This window comes from Bradyrhizobium sp. CCGE-LA001 (assembly GCF_000296215.2).
GTDB lineage: Bacteria > Pseudomonadota > Alphaproteobacteria > Rhizobiales > Xanthobacteraceae > Bradyrhizobium.
Genome location: NZ_CP013949.1, coordinates 1,179,564 through 1,204,592 on the forward strand (window position 1 = coordinate 1,179,564; position 25,029 = coordinate 1,204,592).

Sequence of the window (25,029 nt, forward strand, 5' to 3'; positions counted from 1 at the left end):
TGGAGGGCCTGACAGGAGCGTGTCGACCATGAAGTTTTTCACAGGATGTGTGGCTGCGGCCACGCTGGCGCTGGCTGCAACGGCCGCTCAGGCGCAAGTTCCCACGAGCGGTATTGCGGGAGGGGCTGTGATGGCGGTGTCGGATTTCGACGGGCCGTATGCCCCGCCGGAGGCCGCGCCACCCCCGCCGCCGCGTTACGGTTACGGCTACGGCTATGAAGAGCGCGGGCCGGCGCCGGAGCTGCTGCCGTCCACCGAGGTCTATGCCGCGCTGCGCGACAACGGGTTCCTGCCGCTCGGCATCCCGCGGCTGCGCGGAAGCGTCTACACCATCGCGGTGATCGACCGCCGCGGCGACAACGGCAGGCTGGTGATCGACGCCCGCGACGGACGTATCCTGCGTTTCATGCCCGCCACTGACGCCTATGGCATGGCCCCCGCCTATGACGAGCCCGCGGTCGCGCCTTACAGCCCGCAAAGCGCACTGCCGCCGCCGACCGTGGTCCGCAGCGGCCCGCCGCGCCCGCCGGCTGCGATCCCGCATGTGGCAAGCCGCGCCGTGCCGCTGCCCAAGGCCGCCCCGCGGCGCGCCGAGACACCGGTGGTCGCGGCGAAGCCGGTTGAGCCAACGGCACAGCAGGCCCAGGCGCCGCAGCAGGCCCAGCCCACGCAGCAAACCGCGGCCGCCATGCAGGCCAAACCTGCTGAAGCCGCTGCACCCACCGTCGGTCAGGCCAAGCCCGCGGCGACGATCCTGCCGACGCAGGAGATGCCGGCTGCACAGGGGCTGGATTAGCAGGCTGAACGCAAGCCGCTGGAAACAAGAGGCGCCTGAGCAATCAGGCGCCTTTTGCATTCATGCCGTCACCGTCAGCTCCGCGGCTGCCCCGCTGCGTCCAGGATCAGCTTCGCGATCTCCTTCGGATGCGACACCAGCGACAGGTGGCCGGCGTCGAGCTCGACCGTGGTGGCGTTCATGCGCTTGGCGAGGAAGCGCTCGAAATCGGGATTGATGGTGTAGTCGTTCTTCGACACCGCGTACCAGCTCGGCTTGCTGTGCCAGGCGGCTTCCGTGGTGCGGCCGGCGAAGATGGAGGCTGCGGTCGGCCATTGCACCGCATAAAGCGCTTTGGCCTGCTCCGCCTTCACGCCGTTGGCGAAGTACTTCAGGAAGGCCTCTTCCGAGAGCTTGGTGTAGCCGTCGTGCTCGACGATGCCGGCGCGGGCGGGTCCGGCCGGAAACTGCTTGGACAGCGCGACGAAATCCTCATTCGCATCGGGCGCGCGTGCGGCGACATAGACGAGCCCGGTGACCTTGGGATCGGTGCCGACCTGACTGATCACGGTGCCGCCCCAGGAATGCGCGACGAGCACCGTCGGTCCATCCTGCTCAGCCAGTACGCGCTTGGTTGCCTCGACAGAATCCGCGAGCGACGACAGCGGATTCTGCACGGACGTCACGTGCAGGCCCGCCGCCTGCAGGATCGGGATCACCTCCGACCAGCTCGAGCCATCGGCCCAGGCGCCATGCACCAGCACGACATTGGTCGCTTTCACCGTCTGCGGTGTCTGTGCGTGGGCAACGCTGAAGGGGGCTGCGAGCAGGCTCGCGGCGACGAAAAGGCTGCGCCAGAAGGTCACGATCGTTCTCCGTATTGTTTTGGTCGATGTCCAAGGGACGGAGCGAAGAGCCGTGGCGTTACGCTGCTCACCAGTCTGTGATGCGGCGCGATAGCGAGCCAAACGACATAAAAACGCCCCGGGGCACCGGGGCGTTTTCGCAACCTGGCAGTCGCTTGGCTCAGGCGGCTTGCGCCGAGCTCTCGATCACCTGCGCCTTCGGGGCGCCGGCGTTGATAGCGATCTGGCGCGGCTTCTTGGCTTCGGGAATCTCGCGGACGAGATCGACGTGAAGCAGGCCGTTCTCGAGCGAGGCGTCCTTCACCTGCACGAAATCGGCAAGCTGGAAGGCGCGCTCGAAGGCACGTGCGGCGATGCCGCGATAGAGCACTTCGGACTTCGAGTTCTCGTTGGCGACTTTCTCGCCCTTGATCGTCAGCGTGTTTTCCTTCGCGACGATGGAGAGCTCGTCCTTGGCAAAGCCCGAGACCGCAACGGTGATGCGGTAGGCGTTCTCGCCGGTGCGCTCGATGTTGTAGGGGGGATAGCCGGGGCTGCCGTCCGAACCGGCCTGGTCGAGCAGGTTGAAGAGACGGTCGAAGCCGACGGTGGAACGATAGAACGGGGTGAGATCGTAGCTACGCATGGTCAAGTCCTCCATTGAGCGACTGTTGGGTACCCGCCCGCCAATCGGGCCGGGCTTTCGTCTGTGTGCAGCCTCATGTTCCGGTTCCGAAACACTGGTAGCGGCCTGCACGAAAATGATATGGGTGGATCGAGACGGCGTTCAAGAGGGCGGCAACAAGCGCCTTTTCGGCGCTCCCGCCCCTTGATTTGCAGCACTTCGCGCCCAAGCACGCCCAAATGACGCTGGTCTCGATTCCCGCCAACCCCGTTCCGGAAAACGTCGTCAGCGGCACCATCAAGACCCCCGATGGCGCCGAGCTGCGCTTTGCGCGCTGGGCACCGCCGGCGGGCCGCAAAGGCACGGTCTGCGTCTTCACCGGGCGCAGCGAGCAGATCGAGAAATATTTCGAGACCGTGCGCGACCTGCGCGATCGCGGCTTTGCGGTGGCGATGATCGACTGGCGCGGGCAGGGCCATTCCTCGCGCCGCCTGCGTGACCCGCGCAAGGGCTATGTGCGCGACTTCACAGACTTCGAGATCGACGTCGAGACCTTCGTGCAGCAGGTGGTGCTGCCGGATTGCCCGCCGCCCTTCTTCGCGCTCGCCCATTCCATGGGCGGCACCGTGCTGCTGCGCATCGCGCATGCCGGCAAGCGTTGGTTCGACCGCATGGTGCTGTCCGCGCCGATGATCGACCTGCCCGGTCGCACCACGTCGTTTCCGGCCCGCGCGCTTTTGAAGGCGATGCGCCTGTTCGGGCAGGGGGGTCGCTATGTCCCTGGCGGCAGCAGCCGCATCACCGGGCTCGATCCCTTCATCAACAATCCCCTGACCAGCGACCCCGTGCGCTATGCGCGCAATGCCGCGATCCTGGAGGAGGATCCGACGTTGGGGCTGGCGTCACCGACGGTGGCCTGGGCCGACGCGGCCTTCAGCGCGATGCACACCTTCAAGGGCATGAGCTACCCCTCCCAGATCCGCCAGCCGATCCTGATGCTGGCGGCCTCCAATGACACTGTGGTCTCGACCGCGGCGATCGAGGAGTTCGCCTATCATCTACGCGCCGGCTCGCACCTCGTCATCGCCGGTTCGAAGCACGAAATCCTCCAGGAGCAGGACCGTTACCGCTCCCAGTTCTGGGCCGCCTTCGACGCCTTCGTGCCGGGCACGCCGCTGTTCAAGTGAGATCGCTACGATGTCGGCCCCGCGCCCGTCATGCCCGGGCGTGTCCTGGGCATCCACGTCTTGGTGCTGCGATAAGATCGTGGATGGCCGGGACAAGCCCGGCCATGACGACGGCGAACTCGGTCGCGTTACAACGTCTTGAGATACTCGATCAGATCGTAGCGCTCGGCGTCGTCCTTGAACGTACGGCCGATCACGCCTGGGCGTTTCGGCTCGCCCTGCTTGAGTTCGAAGGAGTGGCCGAGCACGCTGTTGCCCTGGATCGGCTTGCCGTCAGGCCCGGTCGCAGAGAACTCCGTCTCACCCGTCTTGCAGCGCTCATTGGCGGTGACTGCGAACCCGACGGTGTCAGGATCATAGTCGCGGCGGCCCATGCAGAATTTCTGCGGACGCTCGCTCGCCGGCTTCAGCAGCCAGTACAGCGAAGGCACCGAGCCGTTGTGCAGGTATGGCGCGGTGGCCCAGATGCCGTTCAGTGGCCGCGCGCGATAGCGCGGATCAGGCGCCGGGTTGAGGCAGTTCTTGCGCGTAAGATTCCAGATCTCCGCCCGTTCGGCCTCCGGGATCTTCTCGTCGTCCATCCATTTGCGGGCGACGAGATCGACCACCGTCATGAGGCCGAGCGCATAGACCATCTCGTTGGGGGATTTGCTCGCGGTCGGGATCTCGCATTGCCACCATTTTTGCAGGTCGGCCGTGTTCACTTTCAGGAAGCCGGGGACATCGACGGTCCTCTTGCTGAGAACGAGCGACTGCTCGGGATCGGTCTTGATCTCGTCGAGCGGGATCGTCACCGCATTCAGCACCTTGCTGTCGCCGCTCGGCTCCCAACGCTTCGACGACCAGAAAGCCGGCGTGTCGATCGCCGGCAAATGGCAACCGGAACACATCTCGGTGTAGACGGCGCGGCCGCGCTCGACCCGATCCGGCTTCAGCCTCCAGGCGTCGCCGAGGATCTGCGAGGGCCATTTCGGCGCACGCAGGCCGCCGAACTTCGGACCGGAAGGATCGGCTGTCTTGAATGGATCGGGGCCTCGCAGCATGTCTTCGATCCAGCCCAGCGTCCGGAAGTTCACCGAGGAGCGCCACAGCCTGTCCTCGGGATAGGCGTCGGACAGGTTGAGCAGGGCCGTGACGCCGAGCGCTTCGCCGGCGTTGCGGATCAGCGGCTGCTCGATCGAGGCGTCATACTGGGCGAACTTGAGCCACGGCACGGTCCAGATCGCGGGATAGCTGACCGGCGCGTCCTGGGCGTGCAAGTTCTTCTCGAATCCCTTGATGCCGCTCATCGCGAGGTCCTGCGAAAAGACCTGGTTGCCGATGCGGTTGAGGGCATCGAGGCGGCCGAACCCTTCCTCGGTGTCCTGCTGCTGCTTGCCGTCCCAGGTCGTCTTGCCCTCGATCGTCTTCTCGTAGATCTTGGCCCAGTCGATCAGGAAGCTGCCGATCGCGCTGAGCTTCTGCTTGAGGACGGCGCGGTCCGCCTCGCTGGCATCGGAGCCGAGCACGCGATCGGCAAAGCGCTGAAAGCGGAACGGGACGTAGAGCGTGTAGGCGATCGACAGCCCGGTCGCGAGCTCGAGCTTCTTCAGGTCGGTCATCGCCGCGCCGCCGTCGAAGCGGACGTCGACGCCCTGATAGTGGATCTGGCCGGTATGACAGGCCGCGCAGGTCAGCCCGATCATGTCGTCCTCGCGGCGGCCCGTCGCGGGATCGACCACGCCGGTCATGCGCGCAAACCCGACCGGCAGGCCGTCGACGTTCTCGGCCGGGGTCCATCGCGTCGACCAGTCCGACACCTGCGTGGTCTCGTAGACATTGGCGTAGCCGAAGCGGCGCAGCGTCGCGGTGTCGGTCTGGATCGTCTGCGGGCTGGGGATGAAGCCGAAGCGCTCGAGATAGGCGCTGTCCTTGATCATGCCGGGCTTCGAGAACAGATGAAGCCGCGGCTGCTCCAATGCCACGAACCACTCATAGGGTACCGGGAAGGTCGCGGTACCCTGGCTGGCATGGTGGAACCAGTGCCGGTCCTTCAGCGACCAGTTCTGCTCGAGCCAGTAAGCCGCCTTCGTTTCGGGGACCGTCGGCAAGGGCGGCGGCAGCAGGTTCACGAGCACGCCCTTCTGCGGCAGCATGGCGCGGACCTGGTTGGGGAATTCGGCGACCGCCACCAGGGCGACGAGGCCAAGCCCGATCACGAGCGCCGAGAGCGCGACCGCCCAGCGAAAGCGGAGCTGGCAGGACGACAGCAGCGGCTGCGACACGATCCGCTGGTTGATGCGGTCGGGGAATTGGCGCTGTTCGAACAGCGTGCGCACGTCGGCCACGCTGAGATAGCGCTCCTCCCCCGGCTTGCCCTTGCCGATGATCTTCAGGAGGATCGGCCATTCGAACTTCATCAGCAGCGCGTAGTACCAGCGCGCGGCGCTGCCGGCGCGCTTGATGTTGTCGCGCATGAAGGTCTTGATTTCCGCGGCGTTGAGGCCGGGCTCGCTGCTGCCGGTGTTCGGGTCGATGTAGGGCCGGCCGAAGCTTGCGAGCCGCGCGATCTCGTCTTCATTGACCTTGCCGTCGACGCCGAGGATGCGCGAGCCGGCGCCGCGCTTGTCGAGCGGGCCGCCGCGCAGCGCGTCGAGTTGCGCGCCCGACCAGATGCTCTTGAGGATATGCTTGATGCCGTTGGCGATCATCGCAACGCCGCGGACCTGGATGCGGGCCGAGACCTTCTTCAGCCCCGTCTCGCCGGTCGCATTCGCGATGGTCTGCGACAGCGCGTTGAGCGGGACGGTTCCGCCGTCGACGAAGCCTTCGCCGACGAGGCCGCGCAGGAACGGGCAGGGATTGTTCGGCGAGACCGGGATCGAGGGATCGAGGGGCGGCTTCGAAGCGGGATGATGCATGGCCCAAATCCTGAAAGCAGCGAATCGTGAAAATGAAGCGCGCTGTTAGAGCGCGGAAAGTCCTAACAAACCGACAGCACGATATACTACTTGGGCGTGTGACGAAGTGTGGCGCATTTCACTGTCGAGTCAAGAAGAGCAGCGTAAACGCGGCAGGAGCGCAACGGAGCGGTGGCCTGTCGTTCAGGACTCGGCGGCGCGTTTGACGTCGCTCTGCACTAGGCTCAGCTTGCCCAGGGGGACGCCGGCTTTCAGCAGCCCCTCGCGGTAATGGGCGATGTCCTCGGGCCGTTTCCAGTGGAAATTGCGCAAATGCCTGTCGACGTTCAGGGTTGGATAGTTTGCCATCAGCACGCCGACGGCCTCGCTGGCCTCGTCGTTCCGTCCCATCTGGGCCAAGGCCGCTGCGCGGATCGCCAGCGCCTGCATGTGGTTCGGGTTGATGTAGAGCTGTTCGCGGGCCCATGACAGGGTCGCGTCATATTGGCGCAACAGGTAGTGACTGAAGGCGTTCAGCGCAGCCCATTGGTAGCGTGGATCGCTATTGTCGCGCTGCGATGCCATCGAGAACAGTTCGATCGCCTCGCGGTGCTCGCCGATGATGAAATGGCAGATGCCGAGCACGCCGCGCGCGCCGTTGTCGTAAGGATTGAGCGCGACCGCGCGCTTGGCGGCGTCCATCGCGGCCTCGTAATGCCCTTCCATACCGTGAACCCAGGACAGGATCGAGAACGCGAAGGAGGAGCGCGGGTCGAGCCGGACGCTGGTCTCGGCGAGGTTCATCGCCTCCGCCCACATCTCCCGCGTGCCCTTGACCCAGCCGAACTGGATGCTCTGGATCTGGATCGTGCCGAGATAGGCATGCGCGATCGACAGTTTGGGATCGAGCCGGATGGCCTCGCGGAACAGCTCGACGGCGGTGGCCAAATCCTCCTTGGTCTGCCGGTAGTAATGCGACAGTCCCTTGAGGAAGCGGTCCCAGGCGCTGACGTCGGTCGAGAGTCGTGCCGGCGCCGAAGCCTCGGCCCGGACGATCTCGGTGGCGATGGCGGCGGACAAATTCGTCGTGATCTCGTCCTGCATCGCGAACAGGTCGCCGATGTCGCGGTCGTAGCGGCCGGTCCAGAGCTGTTCACCGGTCTCCGGCGCGATCAGCTCGGCGGTGACGCGGATCTTGGCGCCGGCGCGCCGCACCGAACCCTGGATCAGATAGCTGGCGTCGATCTCGCGCGCGATCAGCCGGGTGCTGGTGTTCTTGCCCTTGAACGCGAAGGTCGAGTTGCGGCTCAGCACGCGGTAGAAGGATTGCAGCGATAGCGCGTGGATCAAATCCTCGGTCAAACCATCGGAAAAATATTCGTCCTGGGCATCGCTGAGATTGGCGAAGGGCAGCACGCCGACGATCGCGGTGCGGTACTGCTGCGAGAGCGCGGACGCCTCCCTCGTTCCGGGGGCGAGCGCCGGGGCGCCCTCGGGCGTCCAGGTCCAGACCCCGACCGTATCCTTGATGTTCTTGAAGCGGTGATTGCCGGCATCGGTCAGCGGCACGGTGAGATGCTTGCTGGCCTCGCGATGAGCCTTGGCCGAGATGGCAAAGCCGCCGGGGCTCGCCACCGATTCCAGGCGGACGGCAATGTTGACATCGTCACCGAAGACTTCGTCCTCGTCTGCGATGACGTCGCCCATGTGGATGCCGAGCCGGAATTGCATGGCGCGGTCGGCCGGCAGATGCCGGTTGCGCTCCGCCATCAGCGTCTGCATCGCAATCGCAGCTTCGGTGGCGCCGACGATCGAGGCGAACTCCAGCAGGAAGCCGTCGCCGGTGTTCTTCACGACGCGGCCGCCGTGATTGAGGATGATGGGGTGGATCGCGGCGCGATGCGCCTTGAAGGCGGCATGGGTGCCGGCCTCGTCGCTGCCCATCATGCGCGAATAGCCGGCGACATCGGCGCAGACAATGGCGGCCAGACGTCTTTCCATATCCTAAGCGCTCCAACGGATGGCGGACCGGCCACGGCGTGGCAGTCGCCCTGAATCCCGCATTTCAAGAACCGTGCCTTTATAAAGCAGATAGCGCCGCGCGAAAGTGTGATCCGCATTGCAAATTCGAGGTAAATCCCACGCAATTGCGGCAGTGGACGGGGACAGGCGAACCGAATATGCCGGCCTGAAGGCCGATCGGGAGACTTCGCATGCTGGGCATTCACGAAATCTGGCTCTTCATCCTGTCAGGTGTGCTGCTCAACATCACGCCGGGCCCGGACTCGGTTTACGTGATCGGCCGCAGCATGCAGATGGGCTGGCGGGGCGGCGCCGCCGCGGCGCTGGGTATCAGTTGCGGCTGCTTTTTCCACGTCGCGGCCGCGGCGATCGGCCTTTCGGCGCTGCTGATGGCCTCATCGACGGCGTTTTCGATCCTGAAGCTGGTCGGCGCGGCCTATCTCGTCGTGACGGGACTTCAGATGCTGTGGTCACGTCCGGCGCTGGCCACGGCCATCGACGAGCCGGTGCGGAGCTCGCTGCGGCGGGTGTTCCTTCAGGGCGTCTTCACCAATGCGCTCAATCCCAAGGTCGCGCTGTTCTTCCTGGCCTTCCTGCCGCAATTCGTCGCAGCCGACTCCGCGCACAAGCCGCTCGCCTTCCTGACGCTCGGCCTGATCTTCATCTTTACGGGAACGCTGTGGTGCCTGGTGCTGGCGGCGTTTGCGGCCAGGGCCGCCCATCGCCTGCGGCGATCCGAGGGTGCGATCGCCTGGGTCAACCGTGCCCTCGGCGGGCTCTTCATCTATCTCGGCATCCGCGTCGCCATGCTGGAGACGCGGTAACTCTCTCAGGTGAGCTCCTTCGCCAGCGCGCTGCCGGCCAGATACAGACCGAGCAAGATCATCGCGATCAGGAACCAGCGACGAAACGCTTCCGCCGGCATCCGCGCCCGCACCGATTGGCCGATGAACATGCCGGCAAAGGCCATGGCGAGGCCCACGGCGCCCGGGATGGCATTGGCAGGCGTGAGCAGTCCGACTGCGGTCAGGTTGAAGGCGAGCGCCAGCGTTGCCGTCGTGAAGAACACGCCCAGCGCCTGCACCAGCTCGTCCTTTTCCATGCCGATCGCCTGCATGAACGGCATCGAGGGGATCACCTGCACCCCCGTCGAGGCCGAGATCGCGCCGGTGACGATACCGACGAGGCCACCGACCCATTTCTCGTTCTTGGGCGAGACTTGGAACTGGAATTTGTTCAGGCCGATCACGGCGTAGATGACGAGCAGGGCACCGAGCACGATCGTGCCGTAGCGCGCATGCGGGCCGGTCAGCGCGCCGGCATTGAGCCAGCAGCCGATCACGGTGCCGATCATCAGCGGCCACAGCCGCCTCAGGATGTCGCGCAAATGGGGGCCGACGAAGGTCTGCCAGATGTTGGTGATGATGGCGGGCACGATAACGATGGCGATGGCCCGGCTGGGGGTCATGCTCACCGCGAGCAGGCCCATGGATACCGTCGGCAGGCCGAGCCCGACCACGCCCTTGACGAATCCGGCAAGCAGGAAGACGGCGGCGATGAGGATGAGCAGCGGGTCGATCATCCCTGCACATTGACCGAAGCCGCGCGCCGGCACAATCTGGAGGTTACGGAGAGTGCCTTCGTTGTAGCCGAAGGCTGAAGGCGTGATCCGGAAGAGTGCGCAGCTTTCCCGACGAGATCATGCTCCAACAACAAGAGCAGGACCCCATGCGCTTCGACCTCGTCGACCTTCAGCTCTTCATCGCGGTTGCCGACCAGCGCAGCATCACCCGCGGTGCGGAGCGCTCGCACCTGGCGCTGGCCTCCGCCAGCGCGCGCATCAAGGGTCTCGAGGACGCGCTCGGCGTTGCATTGCTCAAGCGCGGGCGCCGCGGCGTGGAGTTGACCGCGGCCGGCGAGAGCCTGCTCGACCATGCGCGGCTGGTCATTCACCAGGTCGACGCCATGCGCGGCGATCTCGCCGGCTTTGCCTCTGGCGTCCGCGCCAGCGTGCATTTCCTCGCCAACACGTCGGGCCTGTCGGAGCATCTGCCGAAAGCGCTCGCCGGCTTCCTGCGCGAGCATCGCGACGTCGCGATCGATATCGAAGAGCGCGAGAGCACCGACATCGCTGCGGCGATCACGGCAGGTGCCGCGGATCTCGGTTTCGCCGCCGAGCACGCATTGCCCGAGCATATCGAGCGTTTCGTCTTCAGCGAGGACCGCCTGACGCTGGTGACGTCGAAACGTAATCCCTTCGCCGGCCGCCGCCAGATCGACTTTCAGGAGGCGGGAGCGTGTGACTTCGTCGGCCTGACCAGCGCCACCGCTCTCCAGATGCACATCGCCAAACATGCGGCGCGTCTCGGCATGCGTCCGCATTTCCGCGCACGGCTGCGCGACTTCGACGCGATCTGCCAGATGGTCGCCGCCGATGTCGGCGTGGCGCTCGTGCCTGAAGCCGCCGCCCGCCGCTGTGCCAGGACCATGCCGCTCGCCACGGTCCGCCTGCGCGATGCCTTCGCCAACCGGAGGCTCGTGATCTGCGCGCGCAGCTTCAAGGCGCTGCCGAAGCCGGCCAAGATGCTGGTGGAGCATCTTCGGGCCGCGGCGGCGTAAGCCGCAGCTCGAGAAGGGTTGCGTTGCGAAGAGCAGGTGCCCTCGCGATCCCGTGCGGCGTTCGCGTGCATGCACCGCTGCGGCGATTGGCCCGGGAACGGTCGCGGCCGTATCTCATTCCTCTCACGACGAGACGTACCAGGAGCAAACCATGTCCAAGATGCCTCCCGTACCTGAAGAACAGCGCAGCCATAAAGGCCCCGGTTCCGACCCAGCGATTGAAGCGGAGGAGAAAGTGCCCGGCCGTGAGAATTTCGACACCCAGGGTCGTCACGGCAACATCAAGCAAAACACCACCAATCAAGGTTATCAGCAGGATCGATGATGTCCGCCAAGAACAACGCAGGAAATTCGATGCGTGTCACGGCCCTCGTATTGGCCGCCGTGCTGGCGGGCGCTTCCGTCGGCCCAGCATCAGGGCAGGGCGGCGGCGGCGGTGGAGGAGGTTCGGGCGGTGGAGCGGGAGCGGGCAGCGGCGGCGCCACGTCCGGTACCGCGACCACTCCCGGAACCAACGCGGCCGGAACGGCTCAATCCGGCGGTGGCGCCGGTCCGCGGGGATCGACGACCGTCGGGCGGCCCGGCAATCCCGCGGGTGGCACCAATATCGGTCGGATCGATGGGACGGTCACGCCCGGTCCCTCGCTGCAGGGCGATGACCAGATCCGCTCGGAGAGCTCGGCGAACTCAGAGGCCGATCGCAAGATCAAGAGCATTTGCAAGGGCTGCTAGATCATTGCCCGGACGCCGGCCCGTCCGGGGCCCAGTCGAGGTCCGCGTCGTCGTGCGGTTCGGGATCGGCAGGGCAAGGCTTGATCTTCAATTCGTTCTCGAGCACGGGCCGGCCGTCACCGTGCTCGACCAGCCCGGCCCGGTCTGCCTTCTCCAGCGCTTCCTCCGCCGTCGAAAACGTCCGGCTCACCTTCTCTCCATCCTTGAACAAGGCGTAGGCCATGGCGCCTCCCTCTTACGCCATTTCTCTCATGGCTCTGGCGTCTGCAACGTAGGTCGATAATCCCGGTCCGCCCGAAGCGAGCAGAAACGATCTTCTCAGCATATTCGCATCCTAACGTGCGGTCGTCAGACGCACCGTCGTGTCGAACGTTCCTACTTCCTCAAGAAGATCGACATCGATCAGGTCCTTGTATCAACCAAGGTGTTGGCCGCTTAACGCATGTTAGTGTGCAACTGCTTCGATGTGCAGGCTTCGCGGCAGAGGCCGATCGACGTAGGAACGGCTACGGGAGAGATGGCTTGTTCTCGCGGCAAAAGTGCCTGTACGTGTACGAGCCCATCCATGAAAGAATTCAGAACTGAATCCTTCCCGATGTCCGCGGGCATTCTTCTCGGGCTTGGCCTCGGCGCGTTCTTCGACGGCATCGTGTTTCACCAGCTGTTGCAATGGCATCATATGTTAAGCGGCTGGTACCCGCTCAACTCCATCGACAACATCAGGCTCAACACGACTTGGGACGGCATTTTCCACAGCGCCGCCTACGTCCTCGTGCTCGCCGGCCTTTACAAGCTTTGGCAGCAGGCGCGCGGGAGCGGACTGCGCTGGTCTCGTCGGCGGTGTGTCGGAACGATCCTGCTCGGATGGGGAATCTTCAACCTGGTCGAGGGGGTCATCGATCACGAGATCCTCGGGCTGCACCGGGTCAACGAGACGGTGCCGGATACTCAGCGCATCTTCTGGGATATCGGCTTCCTGTTGTGGGGAGCTGCGATGATCGTCGTGGGCGCCGCCATGGCACGCGCTGGCGCGCAGGAGAACGACCATGCGGAAGGCAGCTTACAGGCTCGTTAAGAGTACGCCGACGGTTCTGGTCCACGTGATCTTTCTGGTGCTGCTGGCGCTTGCGATAGCGCCGGCGTTGCGGGTTCTCCTGTTCGGTCTTTCGCTGGATGATCTCCTGCAGCTGCGTTGCTCGGTGCCAGTCTGACGGAGGTGATGATGGTTGAGTTCAGGCTTCCGAAAAACTCCCGCCTCGAGCGAGGGACCGTTTGGCCAAAGCCGCGCAGCGAAAGCTTGCGCGAGTTTCACGTCTATCGCTGGAATCCCGACGATGGGCGCAATCCCCGGCTCGACACCTATTTTGTCGACTCGACGGATTGCGGACCGATGGTGCTGGACGGCCTGATCTGGATCAAGAACAACGTCGATTCGACATTGACGTTCAGGCGATCCTGCCGCGAGGGCGTGTGCGGCTCCTGCTCGATGAACATCGCCGGCCAGAACACCCTGGCCTGCACCAAATCCATGAGTGACGATATTTCGGAAGGTGAGCCGCTCCGCGTGCTGCCCTTGCCGCATCAGCCTGTCGTGAAGGATCTGGTGCCCGACCTCACCAATTTCTATGCGCAACTCGCCCTGGTCGAGCCGTGGCTGCAGACCACCTCGCCCACGCCGCCGAAGGAATGGCGGCAAAGCCATGAGGATCGGGCAAAGCTTGATGGACTGTACGAGTGCATTCTCTGCGCCTGCTGCTCGACCTCGTGCCCGAGCTACTGGTGGAATTCCGAGCGCTTCCTCGGACCCGCTGCCCTGATTCAGGCCGCGCGCTGGATCAACGACAGCCGGGACGAGGCGACAGGCGAGCGCCTCGACATGCTCGAGGACCCCTTCAGGATCTACCGCTGCCACACCATCCTCAATTGCGCCAAGGCATGTCCAAAGGGTCTCAATCCCGGCGAAGCCATCGCCGCCTTGCGCCTCAAGATGGTCGAGCGGAAGTTCTGACGTCACTCCGAGCGTAGGAACCATGCCCGCGGCGTTCACTTATCAATCCCCGAACGGGAGGAGCTTGATGGGAAAGAAGCAGTTCGCCGCATTGCCGTTTCGTCTGGACAATTCCGATCTGCGCGTGCTGCTGATCACGACCAGGCGCAAGCGCAGATGGAGTGTCCCCAAGGGATCGCCGATGCGCAACAAGGAGCCGCACCTGACGGCCGCGCTGGAGGCTTACGAGGAGGCGGGCCTTATCGGCATCATTGCGACGCGCGCGATGGGCAGCTTCAAGCACCGCAAGCGGAAGGGTGACCGCAAGCAGATCATGGATGTCGCTGTCTTCCCCATGAAGGTCCACGGTCAGGAGCGCTGGTGGCCTGAGAAAGGGGAGCGGAAAGCGATCTGGGTCTCCCCGGAAACGGCGGGGCGTCTGGTGCACAAAGCCGAGTTGCGGCGGCTGATTGCCCGCTTCGCGGCGAAGACGGAGAAGAGTGGACCCTCGCTGCAGGGCGGCAAGCGGACTTCCGATCCAGGAACCCGCGTCCCGCGCAACCGTTCGAACTAGATGGACCAACGACCGGCAGAGCTCGCATACGAGCAGCGGCCGCCTCACGATATCCTGGCCGAGGCGATCAAGCGACGCCGCGCGGTCCTGTTCGTCGGCGCTGGCGTTTCGATGGCTGTCGGATTGCCCTCCTGGCAATCCCTGATCGAGCATCTCTTGGACGATCTCGGTCTCGAGCGCGACGTTGTCGACGGAATGCACGGCGGCTATCAGATGCTCGCGGAGTACTACCGGCTGAAGCGCGGAGGCATCGGCCCGCTCCGCAGCTGGCTCGATCGCAATTGGCGTGTCGATCCGCAGAGGATCGCCGCCTCGCAGCTTCACCGGATCATCGTCGAGCTCGATTTTCCGATCATTTACACCACGAACTACGATCGCAATCTCGAGACGGCATTCGATGTCCTGAAGAGGCCCTTTGCGAAGATCAGCAACGCGAAGGAGATCGCAAGCGCCGGCGTCGGCGTCACGCACATCATCAAATTCCACGGCGACTTCGACGATGATGCCTCGCTCGTTCTGACCGAGACCGACTTCCTCAACCGGCTCGCATTCAATTCTCCGCTCGATATCCGTTTTCGCGCCGATGCCTTGGGAAGCACGCTGCTCTTCGTCGGCTACAGCATGTCCGATCCGAACATTCGGCTGCTGCTACACCGTATCTGGCAGATCTGGGACGACTCCGGACACCGTCAGGACAGGCCCCGATCCTTCGTGTTCGTCGCCCAGCGCAATCCAGTGCAGGAAGCCGTCTTGGCGAATTGGGGCATCACCACCATTGCGCCGCCTGAGGGAATGGCCGCCGACGAGGGGCTGACCCGATTTCTCCTCGACGTCGGCCGGAATATCGAACGAAGCTCCTAGAGCGATCGCCGCACGCTAAGCATCTCATTTTGGAGCGGCGCAAGACTTGCGGCATGCTGCATGTCCAGAAGACCGGCCCGCCAGCGCTGCGCCATCGCAGTTTCCGATAGATCGAAGGATTTTTCCGGGCCGGCTTCCTCGCGGCCCGGCCGGTAGCTGAGCAGATAGACGAAGTCGTCGCGAGCAAGGCCTTGAAGCTCGGCGCGTAGCTGGCGGGCTTCCAGGGCGTGGCCAAGGCGCTGGTAGGTCTGGTTGCCGAAGGTCAGGTCGCTCTTGCGCTCGGCTGCAGCTTCGATGCCATCAGGGACTTTGCCGTCGCGGGCGAACAGGTCGATGACGTAGAGGCGGAGCGGGCTCGGAGATTCCAGGATCGGTTCGAATGGCGCGTTCAGGGAGAATCCGCCATCGCCGAGCCAGCGGCCGGCGACCTGCACCGGCGCGAACTCAGGGAGGAACCCGCAACTGGCCAGAATGTGATCCATCTCGATGCGCTGGGACGCGGAATCGAACAACACTGCATCGCCGCTTTCGACATCGGTGGCGCAGATCGTGATGCGGGGATCACCGTCGTTCAGGCGCTCGAAGTCGATCAACTGACGCAGGCGTTCGCGCGTCGGGCCGAGATCGTACAGGCCGCCGAAGTGCGGTGACGGAAGCGGCAGACGCGGATGGAAGAATCCGGCATGGCCAAGCAGGCGCGTGCTGATCGAGTTCAACCACGCGAAAAGATGGCGGCTGTCGCTTGTCCCGGCGGACGGGCCGCCCGCATGCCAGTAGCGGCGCAGATTCGGCAGCCGATCACCGCTCGGACTTCCTGCGATCAGCGCCGCCGTGATCGCGCCTGCCGAGGAACCCGCTACCCAGTCGATCCGCCGGGCGACAGCAGTCAAGGCTTCGAACGCGCCGCCATGATACGCCCCGAGCCCGAGTCCGCCGGAGAAGACGACGGCGGTGAGCTGGCGCTCCGTTGTTTGGGCCTCGCTCAGCTCAGCGTTGCGGTCAGTCAACCCGGGTCCCAATGGTCAGTCTGAACGTCAGGCGCATCACCGATATCTCTCTAGCGGCGCGCATTTGCATCTCCGGTTCTGACATCGAACGCGGTCGATGAGGCTGTGTTCCAAACGGGCGCGCAACACCCGCATCTCAGCTTTCAATCGTGCGGTTAACCTGTGTGAAGCCGCTCGCCGCGGATCGCGGCTAGGGTCATCGCTGCGATGTCTCGATCGGAAACCGGATGCCGGAACAGTCTCCCAGTCTCAGAAACTTCACCATCAATTTCGGACCTCAGCATCCGGCCGCCCATGGCGTGCTGCGGCTCGTGCTCGAGCTCGACGGCGAAGTCGTCGCGCGCGTCGATCCCCACATCGGATTGCTGCATCGAGGCACCGAGAAGCTGATCGAGGCCAAGACCTACCTCCAGGCCATTCCCTATTTCGATCGGCTCGATTACGTCGCACCCCTGACCCAGGAGCATGCATTCTGCCTCGCGATTGAAAGACTGATCGGCATCGAGGTGCCGCGGCGCGGACAGCTGATCCGGGTGCTCTATCACGAGATCAGCCGGATCCTGTCTCACCTTCTGAACGTCACGACCCAAGCCATGGACGTCGGTGCCCTGACCCCGCCGCTATGGGGATTCGAGGAGCGCGAGAAGCTCATGGTGTTCTACGAGCGTGCCTCCGGCAGCCGGATGCACGCCAACTATTTCCGGCCCGGCGGCGTGCATCAGGACCTTCCGCCTAAGCTGATCGACGATATCGAGGCCTGGTGCGATCCGTTCCTGCGCGTCGTCGACGATCTGGACCGGTTGCTGTCGCTCAATCGGATCTTCAAGGCGCGCAACGTGGATATCGGCAGAGTGACGCTCGACCAAGCTTGGGCATGGGGCTTTTCCGGCGTGATGGTGCGCGGCTCGGGGGCGGCCTGGGATTTGCGGAAGGCGCAGCCCTACGATTGCTATGCCGAGATGGATTTCGACATCCCGATCGGCCGGAACGGCGATTGCTACGACCGCTATCTCATTCGCATGGAAGAGATGAGACAGTCGGTCCGCATCATGAAACAGTGCATCGAGAAGCTGAACTCTCCGGACGGAGGAGGTCCGGTTATGGTACAGGACAATAAGGTCGCGCCGCCCCGGCGTGGCGAGATGAAGCGCTCGATGGAGGCCTTGATCCACCATTTCAAGCTCTACACCGAGGGGTTTCATGTTCCTGCCGGCGAGATCTATGTCGCTGTCGAGGCTCCCAAGGGCGAGTTCGGCGTTTTCCTGGTCTCGGACGGAACCAACAAGGCCTACAAATGCAAGATCAGGTCTCCCGGCTTTGCCCATCTGCAAGCCATGGATTTCCTCTGCAGGGGACATTTGCTTGCCGATGTCTCCGCGATCCTGGGCTCGCTCGACATCGTGTTCGGCGAGGTCGACCGCTGATGGCACATGGATGCGATTTTACTTCCCCGTCTCGATCCCGGCGTCCTTGATCACCTTGGCCCATTTCTTCGTCTCATCCGCGATGAAGCTGCGGAAGTGATCCGGCTCGTCTCCGATCAGCGTGGCGCCTTGCGCGGCGAGCTTCTCCTTTACTGCGGGATCGGCCATTGCCTTCGTTGCGAGGCCATGCAGCGCGGCGACGATCTCCTTGGGCGTGCCCTTCGGCGCAACCATGCCGTACCAGTTCTCGATGCGTAACGCGGGAAATCCCGCTTCCGCCGAGGTCGGCACGTCGGGCGCGGTCGGCGCGCGCTCGGCCGAGCCGACCGCGATGGGGCGCAGGGCGCCGGCCTTGACTTGCGGCAGCAGCACGGGGAGATCGAGGAAGGTCATCTGGACCTGCTGGCCCAACAGATCGTTCACGGCCGGCGCGGCGCCGCGATAGGGCACGTGCACGATGTCGATCTTGGCCGTCAGCTTGAACAATTCGCCGGCGAGATGCGGCAGGCTGCCGGGCCCGGAGGAGGCGAAGTTGAGCTTGCCCGGCTGCGCCTTGGCGAGCGCGATCAGTTCGCCGATGTCCTTGACCGGCACATTGGTGGCAACGACCAGCATTTCCGGCACGGTCGCGACCAGCGTCACCGGCGTCAGGTCGTTGAGCGTGTCGTAGGCCACCTTCTCCATGCTCGGGCTGATCGCGAGCGCCCCGGCTGAGGAGATCGCGATGGTGTAGCCGTCGGGCGCGGCCTTGGAGACGGCATCAGTGCCGAGCACGCCGCCCTGGCCGCCACGATTGTCGATCACCACCGGCTGCCCCGACAGCTCGGACATACGCTGGCCGATCACGCGGGCGATGATGTCGTTGGGCCCGCCGGCCGGGAAGGGCACGATCAGCTTGATCGGCTTGGCCGGGAAATTCTGCGCCGATGCGAGCGTCGGCAGCAGAAGCACCAACAATCCCAGGAACAATTGGGCGAGCAGCCTGCGTGAGACGGTCATGCAAGCCCTCCGCTCGCGCTGTTATTGGTTCAAGAGCTTGAGCGCTTCTTCGTGGACCCTGGGATCGCCCGCCGCGATGATGCGGCCGCCGCCCTGGGCCGGCTTGCCTTCCCACGTGGTGACCACGCCGCCGGCGCCGGTCACGATCGGGATCAGCGCCGCGATGTCGTAGGGCTTCAGCTCGGTCTCGACCACGAGGTCGACATGGCCGGCCGCCAGCATGCAATAGGAATAGCAGTCGCCGCCATAGCGCGACAGCCTCGCGCCCTGCTCGATGCGGCCGAAGATGGCGCGGTCACTCTCGTTCATCAGCAAGGGGCTGGTGGTGTAGGTCGTCGCTTGCGAGAGCGAGGCGCAGCGGCGCACCTGGAGCCGGCGCTCGCCGGACGGGCCTTTATAGTTGGCCGAGCCGTTGTCGCCGGAGAAGCGCTCGCCGATGAAGGGCTGGTGCATCATGCCGAACACCGGCGCGCCCTTGTGCAGCAGCGCGATCAGCGTGCCCCAGATCGGAAATCCGCCGATGAAGGACTTGGTGCCGTCAATGGGGTCGAGCACCCAGACATAGTCGGCATCGTCCCGCTCATTGCCGAACTCCTCGCCGACGATGCCGTGCTGGGGGAAGTTGGCCTTGATCAGCCGCCGCATCACCGCTTCCGCGGCACGGTCGGCCTCCGTCACGGGGTCGAAATCCTTGGTCTTGCTCTTGTCGTCGATCGACAACGAGGTGCGGAAGAACGGCAGGATGGTTTCGCCGGAGGCGGTGGCGAGCCGTCCGATGAAGGCGGAGAAGTCGATCACCGTCACGGCGAAATCCTCGAAAGCGAAAGGCAGGTGAAGCTCGCTCCTGCGTAGCTCAATTCGGCAAGATCTTGCAGCGTTGTCTTGTCTTGATCCCTGGTATTTTGAATGCCGCAGATGGCTGCCTCATCTCAGTCATCTGCTGGCCAAATATCGATCACAGCGTTGAAAACTTAGTTCCGACCATGCCTCGTTCGTATGCAAACATCTATCAACCCATTGAATTTCCTTATCAAAGAAACTGAATCTGGGTTTCCGTGGAAGCAACTGAGCCATGTGCATATTGCATGGGAAACGGCTCAAAAGCCCTTGCACTTTGTGCGTCGCGGTCGCATATTGTTGCGGTGCGGTAGCGCTTGGCGTTACCGCTGCCCTCCTTGGGCGTTTCCTCCCTAGACTTGGGCCGCTTCTTCATCAGAAGCGGCCCTTTTTTCTTGGGCATTCATTTCTCTCTTTGAGCTGTCGTTTTCATTCGGTGCGCGTGAGCCCTCGAAGCGAAAACGCATTCGCGTCAGCCGCAGGCAACATAAGCGTCCGAAGTAAAAGCCGCGCCTATTCCGCCGCGGCCTGGAACGGGCCGAGATCGCCGAACGGGATCGTGGTCGCCAATACGTCGGCCAGGATGCCGAAGTCGGACGCCACCTGCGCAAAGCGCGGGCCGCGCTCGCGCCGCCGCTCATCCATATAGATCGCGCGGTTCAATTCGAGCTGCACCGCGTGCAGGCCGCTCGCCGGATTGCCGTAGTGCTCGGTGATGAAACCGCCGGCATAGGGCTTGTTGCGCCCGATCGAATAGCCGAGCCCCGTCATTGTCTCCTCGACGCGGTCGGAGAGCAGCGGCGTGCAGCTGGTGCCGTAACGGTCGCCGATCACGATATCGGGCCGACGCGGCTCGTCCCTGCTGACGCCGACCGACGGCATCGAGTGGCAGTCGACCAGCACCACGGTGCCGAACGTCTGGTGCACCTTGTTGATCAGCCGGCGCAGCGCGCGGTGATAGGGCTTGTACAGCGTCTCGATTCGCGAAAGCGCATCGTCGACCAAAATACGATCGCGATAGATCTCCTGGCCGTCGCCGACCACGCGCGGAATGGTGCCGAGGCCGCCGGCGACCCGCATCGAGCGGGTGTTGGCGAAGCTCGGCAGGCGGCCGGTGAACATGCGCGGATCGAGCTCGTAGGGCTCGCGATTGACGTCGACATAGGAGCGGGGAAAGTTGACCCGCACGGTCGGAAAGCCGCGATCGCTCAAATGGCCGATCAGCTCGTCCATGAAGGAATCTTCGGAGCGCCGCAGCGTCGGCAGGTCGATCCGCGAGGCCGCCAGAAATTCGTCCGGATAGGTCGAGCCGGAATGGGGCGAGTTGAAGATGACCGGCGCACGCCATTGCGCGGGCTCGACGATCTCGAAGGCTGGCGACGTCTCGCCGTCAAACCGGGTCATCTTCTCAGGCTTCGTCCCTTCGCGCCGGGACCTGGCAGGGGGCCAGGTCGCTTGATTCGGCCGATCGAGCGGCTCTTATGTGTCGTCATTGTCCGGAATCGCAACCATTCTGCCAAGCGAAAAGATGTGATGGCGCGTTGGAACACGTCTTAACCGTGCGGGCAGTGAGGCGGGGATACGCACGCGCGGCTCGATTGATTCGAGCCGCATTCCGGTTCACAACGGACCGGCAGCGGCAGCCGTCTCAGGGTAAAGATTTTCACCCCAAATTTACCCTCTGTCGGGCTTAGTGACTACCGCTGATATCCTCTGGGGATTCGACGTTTCCTGCCATGCCAAAGATCCTGCTCGCCGAAGACGACAACGACATGCGCCGTTTCCTGGTCAAGGCGCTGGAAAACGCCGGTTTTCAGGTCTCGTCCCATGACAACGGCATGGCCGCCTATCAGCGGCTGCGGGAAGAGCCGTTCGAGATGCTGCTGACCGACATCGTGATGCCGGAGATGGACGGCATCGAGCTCGCGCGCCGGGCCTCGGAACTCGACCCCGACATCAAGATCATGTTCATTACCGGCTTCGCCGCGGTCGCCCTGAACTCGGATTCGGACGCCCCCAAGAACGCCAAGGTGCTCTCCAAGCCCGTGCACCTGCGCGAATTGGTCAGCGAAGTGAACAAGATGCTGGCGGCCTGAATCGGCCCCGTTCCGTCCTTGCGCCGGCTCCCCTGAGCCGTTATAGGGACCCCACCCGATCTAGACGACCTCTAGGGCACGTAGCTCAGCGGGAGAGCACTACCTTGACATGGTAGGGGTCACAGGTTCGATCCCTGTCGTGCCCACCACGCTTCGCCTTCGGCTTCGCGTGGCACAGCCAAGATCTCTCGGGCGAAGCGTGTCCGGCGTAGCTCGAAGAGCGAAGACGGACTGCCGCCACAGGTCCGATTCCCTGCGCGACACGATTTCCTTGGACAGCAGCTCCTCGCCAGATGGAATGAAGCGTTCGCATCCCGAACGCAGGTCTGAACCGCCACTTCTCCGTCCAGATCGGATTTGTCCCAAGCCGTAGGGACAGACATTCCCCGCGACCCGCGCGAGATTGCGTCCGCGAACTATAATACACGGGAGGACATCATGATCAGGCGCTGCCTTGCAGCCTTGTGCGTTTGCGCGGCCATGGTTCTCGCTACCTCCGGCGCCAATGCCGACATCAAGGTGGGCATCGTGGTGTCCGGTACGGGCCCGGGGTCGGCGCTCGGGCAGCCGCAGATGCGGACGGTGGCTGCACTCCCGAAGGAGATCGGCGGCGAGAAGATCGTCTATATCGCCCTCGACGATGAATCGGATTCAACCAAGGGCGTTCAAAACGCGCGGCGGCTCGTCATTCAGGACGGCGTGGACGTCCTCATCGGTTCCTCCCTAACGCCGGTGACGATGCCGATGCTGGATGTCGCCTGGGAAGCCAAGACGCCGATCATTTCGCTGGCCGCCGCGACGGCCATCGTGCAGCCGATGGACGAACGGCGCAAATGGGCTTTCAAGGTCGTTCCCAACGACGATTTGATGGCTCTCGCGATCCTCAAGCACATCGCCAAATCGGGCGCGAAGACGCTCGGCTATATCGGCGTTTCCGATGGTTATGGGGAGGGCTATTACAAGGAAGTGAGCAGGCTTGCTCCGACTTTCGGCCTGACCGTGACGACGCACGAAGTCTATGCCCGCGCCGACACCAGCGTGACCGGCCAGGCTCTCAAGGTGATCGCGACGAATCCGGACGCCGTCTTCATTGCCTCGGCGGGCACCCCGGCCGTCCTGCCGCAGCAGGCGCTTCGCGAGCGCGGCTATTCCGGCAAGGTCTACCAGACCCACGGTGTCGCCACCGAGGAATTCATCAAGCTCGGCGGAGCCAGCGTCGAAGGAGCGGTCTTCACCGGCGAGGCGTTCACGATCGCGGACGATCTGCCGGCGGACGATCCCTTCCGCAAGGTCCGAGACGAATTCTTGTCCGCCTATGAGAAGGCGAATGGGCAGAAGCCGAACATCTTCGCCGCCCATCTGTGGGACTCGATGGCGCTTCTCAAGACGGCGATACCGAATGCAATGAAGACCGCGAAGCCGGGCACGGCAGAATTTCGTGCCGCCCTTCGCGACCAACTCGAGCGCGGCAAGGACGTGTATCTGAACAACGGCCTGTCCACGATGAGTCCAACCGATCACAATGGCTACGATGAGCGCTCGGCGTTTCTGATCAAGGTGGAAGGCGGCCGCTTCAGGCTGATGAAGTAGCAGCCGGGCAGTGGGCGGCTTCTCGGCGTGACGCGTCGCGTCCGGCAAAGCAGGCGCGCCGCCTAAGCGGTGCCGCCCTTTGCCGCTCCCAGCAACAAGTCCTTCAGCCCGGTCGGAAACAGGCTCGGAGCACCGTCCACGTCGAGATCGGCGAGGTCGAACCAGCGGGCGACGATGGGGTCGCCACTGTCTTCCCTGAAGTCGATGCGCTCCTGATCGGAGAATGCGGCATCGGGAAACTCGACCTCGGAGATGAACATCACCTCGTGGCCGGTCGCCCCCTCGTGCACGAAGATATTCTCCAGCATCAAGGGCTGGCCCTTGAGGATAACCTCGATGCCGAGCTCTTCGTTGAACTCACGCACCAGGGCAGCCCGCCAGCTCTCGCCGAACTCGATCTCGCCGCCGAGCGGCCGCACGCCCTTGATCCGGCCGGCATCGTCGCGCACTTCGGCCGCGAGCAGCCGGCCGTCCCGCCAGTGCAGGCCAATGGCGACGACCCTGATATGGGCACGAGGGCGCCATGTAGTCATGGGGCACCGTTGGGGCGTGTACTCATCGATATCGGTTTTTCATGGCCGAGCGGAAATAGTGTCTGATCGGTTGAGCGGCATTCTCTCTGACTCAAGCATTGTGGAGACTAATCACCGCAAGGTGCTTATGACCATTCCTCGAGACGCCCCAGCAATATCTTGTGATCGGCTCAACCCACATAGGTTAATTTGTCCAATTCATTTCAGGCGTCTGATGGAGTCATCGCAATCCAGTCCCGGAGGTTGCCATGTCGACATCGGACGATGATCGTCGCGAATTTTTGAAGACCTGCGGAAAATTTGCTGCCGTGACACCGCCAACTCTCGCCGTGCTGCTGTCTACCTCCCTCACGTCGGATGCGATTGCGCATTCCGGCGGAGGCGCTGTCTACCGTGGCAGCAATGGCAAGGGCTACGGCCGAGGGGACGACTGCTAGGCTTGATCAATTAGTCGATTGTCTAGTTTCTCTCGCTTCCCCCAAGACAGCTCAACGGGCCCCAACTCACACCCCTGGAGTTGGGGCCTTTTGCTGGCCAAAGTATCGATCCGCATCCCGGACATCTGAAGGAAGTGAACTGGCGAGCATGCTTCTCGCCCAAGGCGAAGTTGCGCTGGTGTCTGACGGAGGTCCGCTCATGGCGGCAGAGCGGCCCAGATTTGCTCAACCTGAGTTCTTCGCATTTTGACCCTAACCAGACGTCAGCTCGGCTAATACCTTCTTAACCTCCGCTCCGTTCGGCCGCGCCTCCTTGCGTCGGCCTCCATTTGCAAATCGCTGATCTCCCGACGTTCGAGAGTCCAATCCGGACGCAGTGTCTTTGCGCCTCGGTTACATGTGCGGTAGTAGCAACTAGGAATGCAATCCATCGAAAGAAAAAGGCCGCCGGGATATGGCCGGCGGCCTCGGCGCAAAACGTGGTTTGCTGGACGCGTAACTACAGGTCGATGCTAACCGCGATATTGCGGCCCGTTAGTTCGGCGATCTTCATTCCGTCAGCCTGGATCTGCGCAAACTCCGGGTCCTTTGCCACGGCTTCCTGCACTCTGCCGTAAACTTCCCAATTGGCGTAGCGCGTTGAGACCAGCAACTCGCCTGCCCAAGGGCCAGTGTGGAAACGAGACAGCCGAAGAAACTCGGCACCGTGTTTCTCGAAGATTTTCTTCGCTTGCCGTACAATCCCGGTCATTTCCTCGGCCTTGTCGGTCTTGAAGCGAGTGAATTGAACGATCGGCATTGGCTACCTCCATCGTGGTGTAAAATGTAAGAGGCATGTATCGAGCTAGGTTTGAGGAGCGAACCTCATCGCGATCTCGATGATAGTTAGTCCTTCATCACATGAGCTTGGTTCAGGCTCCACAAGCGACAACAATTCTGCCCCTTCCTTGGCGGCTGGACTCGCATCCTTGCAGCTTGAGGCAGGTGAGCTGAAGTCAGA

Annotated in this window: 28 protein-coding genes and 1 tRNA gene; 16 read left to right on the forward strand and 13 right to left on the reverse strand. The window is 63.5% G+C overall.

Annotated elements, in window-relative coordinates:
* Window positions 1–28 precede the first annotated feature (28 nt).
* Window positions 29–796 (forward strand): hypothetical protein, encoded by a 768-nt coding sequence (locus tag BCCGELA001_RS05670; RefSeq protein ID WP_060737504.1) that lies wholly within the window; start codon window positions 29–31, stop codon window positions 794–796.
* 74 nt (window positions 797–870) lie between these two features.
* Here the strand turns inward: BCCGELA001_RS05670 and BCCGELA001_RS05675 are convergent, their stop codons facing one another.
* Together BCCGELA001_RS05675 and BCCGELA001_RS05680 are read right to left on the reverse strand one after the other, a co-directional pair.
* On the reverse strand, window positions 871–1,641 hold the full coding sequence (locus BCCGELA001_RS05675; protein ID WP_008543816.1) for an alpha/beta fold hydrolase: 771 nt from the start codon (window positions 1,639–1,641) through the stop codon (window positions 871–873).
* 160 nt (window positions 1,642–1,801) lie between these two features.
* Window positions 1,802–2,266 carry an Hsp20 family protein gene (locus tag BCCGELA001_RS05680; RefSeq protein WP_008543818.1) on the reverse strand — a complete coding sequence of 155 codons (465 nt, stop codon included), beginning with the start codon at window positions 2,264–2,266 and terminating at the stop codon, window positions 1,802–1,804.
* 218 nt (window positions 2,267–2,484) lie between these two features.
* On the opposite strand from BCCGELA001_RS05680, the gene BCCGELA001_RS05685 reads away from it, so the two are divergent.
* Entirely contained in the window at window positions 2,485–3,432 is a 948-nt protein-coding gene (locus BCCGELA001_RS05685; protein WP_008543819.1) for an alpha/beta hydrolase, read from the forward strand.
* Between the two features lie 128 nt (window positions 3,433–3,560).
* Here the strand turns inward: BCCGELA001_RS05685 and BCCGELA001_RS05690 are convergent, their stop codons facing one another.
* Together BCCGELA001_RS05690 and BCCGELA001_RS05695 are read right to left on the reverse strand one after the other, a co-directional pair.
* Complete coding sequence (locus BCCGELA001_RS05690; RefSeq protein WP_060734801.1) at window positions 3,561–6,332, reverse strand: di-heme-cytochrome C peroxidase; 2,772 nt, start codon at window positions 6,330–6,332, stop codon at window positions 3,561–3,563.
* A gap of 183 nt (window positions 6,333–6,515) precedes the next feature.
* Window positions 6,516–8,312, reverse strand: coding sequence for an adenylate/guanylate cyclase domain-containing protein (locus tag BCCGELA001_RS05695; RefSeq protein WP_060734802.1), 1,797 nt, complete (start codon window positions 8,310–8,312; stop codon window positions 6,516–6,518).
* 212 nt (window positions 8,313–8,524) lie between these two features.
* On the opposite strand from BCCGELA001_RS05695, the gene BCCGELA001_RS05700 reads away from it, so the two are divergent.
* Window positions 8,525–9,157 (forward strand): LysE family translocator, encoded by a 633-nt coding sequence (locus BCCGELA001_RS05700; RefSeq protein ID WP_008543834.1) that lies wholly within the window; start codon window positions 8,525–8,527, stop codon window positions 9,155–9,157.
* Window positions 9,158–9,162: 5 nt separating this feature from the next.
* On the opposite strand, the gene BCCGELA001_RS05705 is transcribed toward BCCGELA001_RS05700, so the two are convergent.
* Window positions 9,163–9,915, reverse strand: a complete 753-nt coding sequence (locus tag BCCGELA001_RS05705; RefSeq protein WP_008543835.1) for a sulfite exporter TauE/SafE family protein — start codon at window positions 9,913–9,915, stop codon at window positions 9,163–9,165.
* A 146-nt stretch (window positions 9,916–10,061) separates the two neighbouring features.
* On the opposite strand from BCCGELA001_RS05705, the gene BCCGELA001_RS05710 reads away from it, so the two are divergent.
* The 3 genes from BCCGELA001_RS05710 (at window position 10,062) to BCCGELA001_RS36815 (ending at window position 11,684) form a co-directional block, all read left to right on the forward strand.
* Window positions 10,062–10,952: a LysR substrate-binding domain-containing protein gene (locus BCCGELA001_RS05710; protein ID WP_060734803.1), complete on the forward strand. Its 891-nt coding sequence runs from the start codon at window positions 10,062–10,064 to the stop codon at window positions 10,950–10,952.
* A gap of 151 nt (window positions 10,953–11,103) precedes the next feature.
* Window positions 11,104–11,277: a hypothetical protein gene (locus BCCGELA001_RS38230; RefSeq protein WP_193409764.1), complete on the forward strand. Its 174-nt coding sequence runs from the start codon at window positions 11,104–11,106 to the stop codon at window positions 11,275–11,277.
* 29 nt (window positions 11,278–11,306) lie between these two features.
* Entirely contained in the window at window positions 11,307–11,684 is a 378-nt protein-coding gene (locus BCCGELA001_RS36815) for a hypothetical protein (RefSeq protein ID WP_063921135.1), read from the forward strand.
* A gap of 1 nt (window position 11,685) precedes the next feature.
* Here BCCGELA001_RS36815 and BCCGELA001_RS05720 read toward each other — a convergent pair whose 3' ends face one another.
* Entirely contained in the window at window positions 11,686–11,907 is a 222-nt protein-coding gene (locus BCCGELA001_RS05720; protein ID WP_008543850.1) for a hypothetical protein, read from the reverse strand.
* A gap of 372 nt (window positions 11,908–12,279) precedes the next feature.
* On the opposite strand from BCCGELA001_RS05720, the gene BCCGELA001_RS05725 reads away from it, so the two are divergent.
* The 5 genes from BCCGELA001_RS05725 to BCCGELA001_RS05740 all read left to right on the forward strand — a co-directional run bounded on the left by BCCGELA001_RS05725 (window position 12,280) and on the right by BCCGELA001_RS05740 (window position 15,106).
* Window positions 12,280–12,759 (forward strand): DUF2243 domain-containing protein, encoded by a 480-nt coding sequence (locus tag BCCGELA001_RS05725; protein ID WP_008543852.1) that lies wholly within the window; start codon window positions 12,280–12,282, stop codon window positions 12,757–12,759.
* The gene (locus BCCGELA001_RS37845; protein ID WP_158511606.1) at window positions 12,731–12,895 is read left to right on the forward strand and encodes a hypothetical protein; all 165 of its coding nucleotides are present in this window, start codon (window positions 12,731–12,733) and stop codon (window positions 12,893–12,895) included. Before BCCGELA001_RS05725 ends, BCCGELA001_RS37845 begins: the two co-directional genes overlap by 29 nt.
* Window positions 12,896–12,906: 11 nt before the next feature.
* Window positions 12,907–13,692 carry a succinate dehydrogenase iron-sulfur subunit gene (locus BCCGELA001_RS05730; protein ID WP_008543855.1) on the forward strand — a complete coding sequence of 262 codons (786 nt, stop codon included), beginning with the start codon at window positions 12,907–12,909 and terminating at the stop codon, window positions 13,690–13,692.
* A gap of 67 nt (window positions 13,693–13,759) precedes the next feature.
* Window positions 13,760–14,245: an NUDIX hydrolase gene (locus BCCGELA001_RS05735; protein WP_008543856.1), complete on the forward strand. Its 486-nt coding sequence runs from the start codon at window positions 13,760–13,762 to the stop codon at window positions 14,243–14,245.
* Window positions 14,246–15,106, forward strand: a complete 861-nt coding sequence (locus tag BCCGELA001_RS05740; RefSeq protein WP_008543857.1) for an SIR2 family NAD-dependent protein deacylase — start codon at window positions 14,246–14,248, stop codon at window positions 15,104–15,106.
* On the opposite strand, the gene BCCGELA001_RS05745 is transcribed toward BCCGELA001_RS05740, so the two are convergent.
* Complete coding sequence (locus BCCGELA001_RS05745) at window positions 15,103–16,113, reverse strand: patatin-like phospholipase family protein (protein WP_008543858.1); 1,011 nt, start codon at window positions 16,111–16,113, stop codon at window positions 15,103–15,105. The two genes, BCCGELA001_RS05740 and BCCGELA001_RS05745, sit on opposite strands and share 4 nt — an antisense overlap.
* Window positions 16,114–16,340: 227 nt before the next feature.
* On the opposite strand from BCCGELA001_RS05745, the gene BCCGELA001_RS05750 reads away from it, so the two are divergent.
* Complete coding sequence (locus tag BCCGELA001_RS05750) at window positions 16,341–17,537, forward strand: NADH-quinone oxidoreductase subunit D (protein WP_008543859.1); 1,197 nt, start codon at window positions 16,341–16,343, stop codon at window positions 17,535–17,537.
* Between the two features lie 18 nt (window positions 17,538–17,555).
* Here the strand turns inward: BCCGELA001_RS05750 and BCCGELA001_RS05755 are convergent, their stop codons facing one another.
* From BCCGELA001_RS05755 to BCCGELA001_RS05765, 4 genes are all read right to left on the reverse strand, one after another.
* Window positions 17,556–18,536 carry a Bug family tripartite tricarboxylate transporter substrate binding protein gene (locus BCCGELA001_RS05755; RefSeq protein ID WP_060734806.1) on the reverse strand — a complete coding sequence of 327 codons (981 nt, stop codon included), beginning with the start codon at window positions 18,534–18,536 and terminating at the stop codon, window positions 17,556–17,558.
* Between the two features lie 21 nt (window positions 18,537–18,557).
* The gene (gene hisN, locus BCCGELA001_RS05760; protein ID WP_060734807.1) at window positions 18,558–19,340 is read right to left on the reverse strand and encodes a histidinol-phosphatase; all 783 of its coding nucleotides are present in this window, start codon (window positions 19,338–19,340) and stop codon (window positions 18,558–18,560) included.
* Window positions 19,341–19,566: 226 nt separating this feature from the next.
* Window positions 19,567–19,776 carry a hypothetical protein gene (locus tag BCCGELA001_RS36820; protein WP_144441163.1) on the reverse strand — a complete coding sequence of 70 codons (210 nt, stop codon included), beginning with the start codon at window positions 19,774–19,776 and terminating at the stop codon, window positions 19,567–19,569.
* A 110-nt stretch (window positions 19,777–19,886) separates the two neighbouring features.
* A complete protein-coding gene (locus tag BCCGELA001_RS05765) occupies window positions 19,887–20,777 on the reverse strand; it encodes an N-formylglutamate amidohydrolase (protein WP_008543866.1) in 891 nt (296 codons plus the stop codon).
* A gap of 332 nt (window positions 20,778–21,109) precedes the next feature.
* Here BCCGELA001_RS05765 and cpdR point away from each other — a divergent pair, with 332 nt between their 5' ends.
* From cpdR to BCCGELA001_RS05780, 3 genes are all read left to right on the forward strand, one after another.
* Window positions 21,110–21,469, forward strand: a complete 360-nt coding sequence (cpdR, locus tag BCCGELA001_RS05770) for a cell cycle two-component system response regulator CpdR (protein ID WP_007597092.1) — start codon at window positions 21,110–21,112, stop codon at window positions 21,467–21,469.
* A gap of 74 nt (window positions 21,470–21,543) precedes the next feature.
* Window positions 21,544–21,618, forward strand: a tRNA-Val gene (locus BCCGELA001_RS05775).
* A 331-nt stretch (window positions 21,619–21,949) separates the two neighbouring features.
* Window positions 21,950–23,059 carry an ABC transporter substrate-binding protein gene (locus BCCGELA001_RS05780; protein WP_008543874.1) on the forward strand — a complete coding sequence of 370 codons (1,110 nt, stop codon included), beginning with the start codon at window positions 21,950–21,952 and terminating at the stop codon, window positions 23,057–23,059.
* A gap of 62 nt (window positions 23,060–23,121) precedes the next feature.
* Here the strand turns inward: BCCGELA001_RS05780 and BCCGELA001_RS05785 are convergent, their stop codons facing one another.
* On the reverse strand, window positions 23,122–23,592 hold the full coding sequence (locus BCCGELA001_RS05785) for an NUDIX hydrolase (protein ID WP_008543876.1): 471 nt from the start codon (window positions 23,590–23,592) through the stop codon (window positions 23,122–23,124).
* A gap of 248 nt (window positions 23,593–23,840) precedes the next feature.
* On the opposite strand from BCCGELA001_RS05785, the gene BCCGELA001_RS05790 reads away from it, so the two are divergent.
* Window positions 23,841–24,029 carry a hypothetical protein gene (locus BCCGELA001_RS05790; RefSeq protein ID WP_008543878.1) on the forward strand — a complete coding sequence of 63 codons (189 nt, stop codon included), beginning with the start codon at window positions 23,841–23,843 and terminating at the stop codon, window positions 24,027–24,029.
* Between the two features lie 499 nt (window positions 24,030–24,528).
* Here BCCGELA001_RS05790 and BCCGELA001_RS05795 read toward each other — a convergent pair whose 3' ends face one another.
* Entirely contained in the window at window positions 24,529–24,828 is a 300-nt protein-coding gene (locus tag BCCGELA001_RS05795; protein ID WP_008543880.1) for a hypothetical protein, read from the reverse strand.
* Window positions 24,829–25,029 lie beyond the last annotated feature (201 nt).

Excerpts from the sequence above, each read along its gene's own strand:
- BCCGELA001_RS05690 (WP_060734801.1), bottom strand. The coding sequence starts at position 6,332 with ATGCATCATCCCGCTTCGAAGCCGCCCCTCGATCCCTCGATCCCGGTC.
- BCCGELA001_RS05685 (WP_008543819.1), top strand. The coding sequence starts at position 2,485 with ATGACGCTGGTCTCGATTCCCGCCAACCCCGTTCCGGAAAACGTCGTC.
- BCCGELA001_RS05710 (WP_060734803.1), top strand. The coding sequence starts at position 10,062 with ATGCGCTTCGACCTCGTCGACCTTCAGCTCTTCATCGCGGTTGCCGAC.
- BCCGELA001_RS05790 (WP_008543878.1), top strand. The coding sequence starts at position 23,841 with ATGTCGACATCGGACGATGATCGTCGCGAATTTTTGAAGACCTGCGGA.
- BCCGELA001_RS05740 (WP_008543857.1), top strand. The coding sequence starts at position 14,246 with ATGGACCAACGACCGGCAGAGCTCGCATACGAGCAGCGGCCGCCTCAC.
- BCCGELA001_RS05750 (WP_008543859.1), top strand. The coding sequence starts at position 16,341 with ATGCCGGAACAGTCTCCCAGTCTCAGAAACTTCACCATCAATTTCGGA.
- BCCGELA001_RS05735 (WP_008543856.1), top strand. The coding sequence starts at position 13,760 with ATGGGAAAGAAGCAGTTCGCCGCATTGCCGTTTCGTCTGGACAATTCC.
- BCCGELA001_RS05730 (WP_008543855.1), top strand. The coding sequence starts at position 12,907 with ATGGTTGAGTTCAGGCTTCCGAAAAACTCCCGCCTCGAGCGAGGGACC.
- BCCGELA001_RS05700 (WP_008543834.1), top strand. The coding sequence starts at position 8,525 with ATGCTGGGCATTCACGAAATCTGGCTCTTCATCCTGTCAGGTGTGCTG.
- BCCGELA001_RS05725 (WP_008543852.1), top strand. The coding sequence starts at position 12,280 with ATGTCCGCGGGCATTCTTCTCGGGCTTGGCCTCGGCGCGTTCTTCGAC.
- BCCGELA001_RS36815 (WP_063921135.1), top strand. The coding sequence starts at position 11,307 with ATGCGTGTCACGGCCCTCGTATTGGCCGCCGTGCTGGCGGGCGCTTCC.
- BCCGELA001_RS37845 (WP_158511606.1), top strand. The coding sequence starts at position 12,731 with ATGCGGAAGGCAGCTTACAGGCTCGTTAAGAGTACGCCGACGGTTCTG.
- BCCGELA001_RS05670 (WP_060737504.1), top strand. The coding sequence starts at position 29 with ATGAAGTTTTTCACAGGATGTGTGGCTGCGGCCACGCTGGCGCTGGCT.
- BCCGELA001_RS05780 (WP_008543874.1), top strand. The coding sequence starts at position 21,950 with ATGGTTCTCGCTACCTCCGGCGCCAATGCCGACATCAAGGTGGGCATC.
- BCCGELA001_RS05755 (WP_060734806.1), bottom strand. The coding sequence starts at position 18,536 with ATGACCGTCTCACGCAGGCTGCTCGCCCAATTGTTCCTGGGATTGTTG.
- BCCGELA001_RS05680 (WP_008543818.1), bottom strand. The coding sequence starts at position 2,266 with ATGCGTAGCTACGATCTCACCCCGTTCTATCGTTCCACCGTCGGCTTC.
- BCCGELA001_RS05785 (WP_008543876.1), bottom strand. The coding sequence starts at position 23,592 with ATGACTACATGGCGCCCTCGTGCCCATATCAGGGTCGTCGCCATTGGC.
- BCCGELA001_RS05695 (WP_060734802.1), bottom strand. The coding sequence starts at position 8,312 with ATGGAAAGACGTCTGGCCGCCATTGTCTGCGCCGATGTCGCCGGCTAT.
- cpdR (WP_007597092.1), top strand. The coding sequence starts at position 21,110 with ATGCCAAAGATCCTGCTCGCCGAAGACGACAACGACATGCGCCGTTTC.
- BCCGELA001_RS05705 (WP_008543835.1), bottom strand. The coding sequence starts at position 9,915 with ATGATCGACCCGCTGCTCATCCTCATCGCCGCCGTCTTCCTGCTTGCC.
- BCCGELA001_RS05765 (WP_008543866.1), bottom strand. The coding sequence starts at position 20,777 with ATGACCCGGTTTGACGGCGAGACGTCGCCAGCCTTCGAGATCGTCGAG.
- BCCGELA001_RS38230 (WP_193409764.1), top strand. The coding sequence starts at position 11,104 with ATGTCCAAGATGCCTCCCGTACCTGAAGAACAGCGCAGCCATAAAGGC.
- BCCGELA001_RS36820 (WP_144441163.1), bottom strand. The coding sequence starts at position 19,776 with ATGCCCAAGAAAAAAGGGCCGCTTCTGATGAAGAAGCGGCCCAAGTCT.
- BCCGELA001_RS05720 (WP_008543850.1), bottom strand. The coding sequence starts at position 11,907 with ATGGCCTACGCCTTGTTCAAGGATGGAGAGAAGGTGAGCCGGACGTTT.
- BCCGELA001_RS05795 (WP_008543880.1), bottom strand. The coding sequence starts at position 24,828 with ATGCCGATCGTTCAATTCACTCGCTTCAAGACCGACAAGGCCGAGGAA.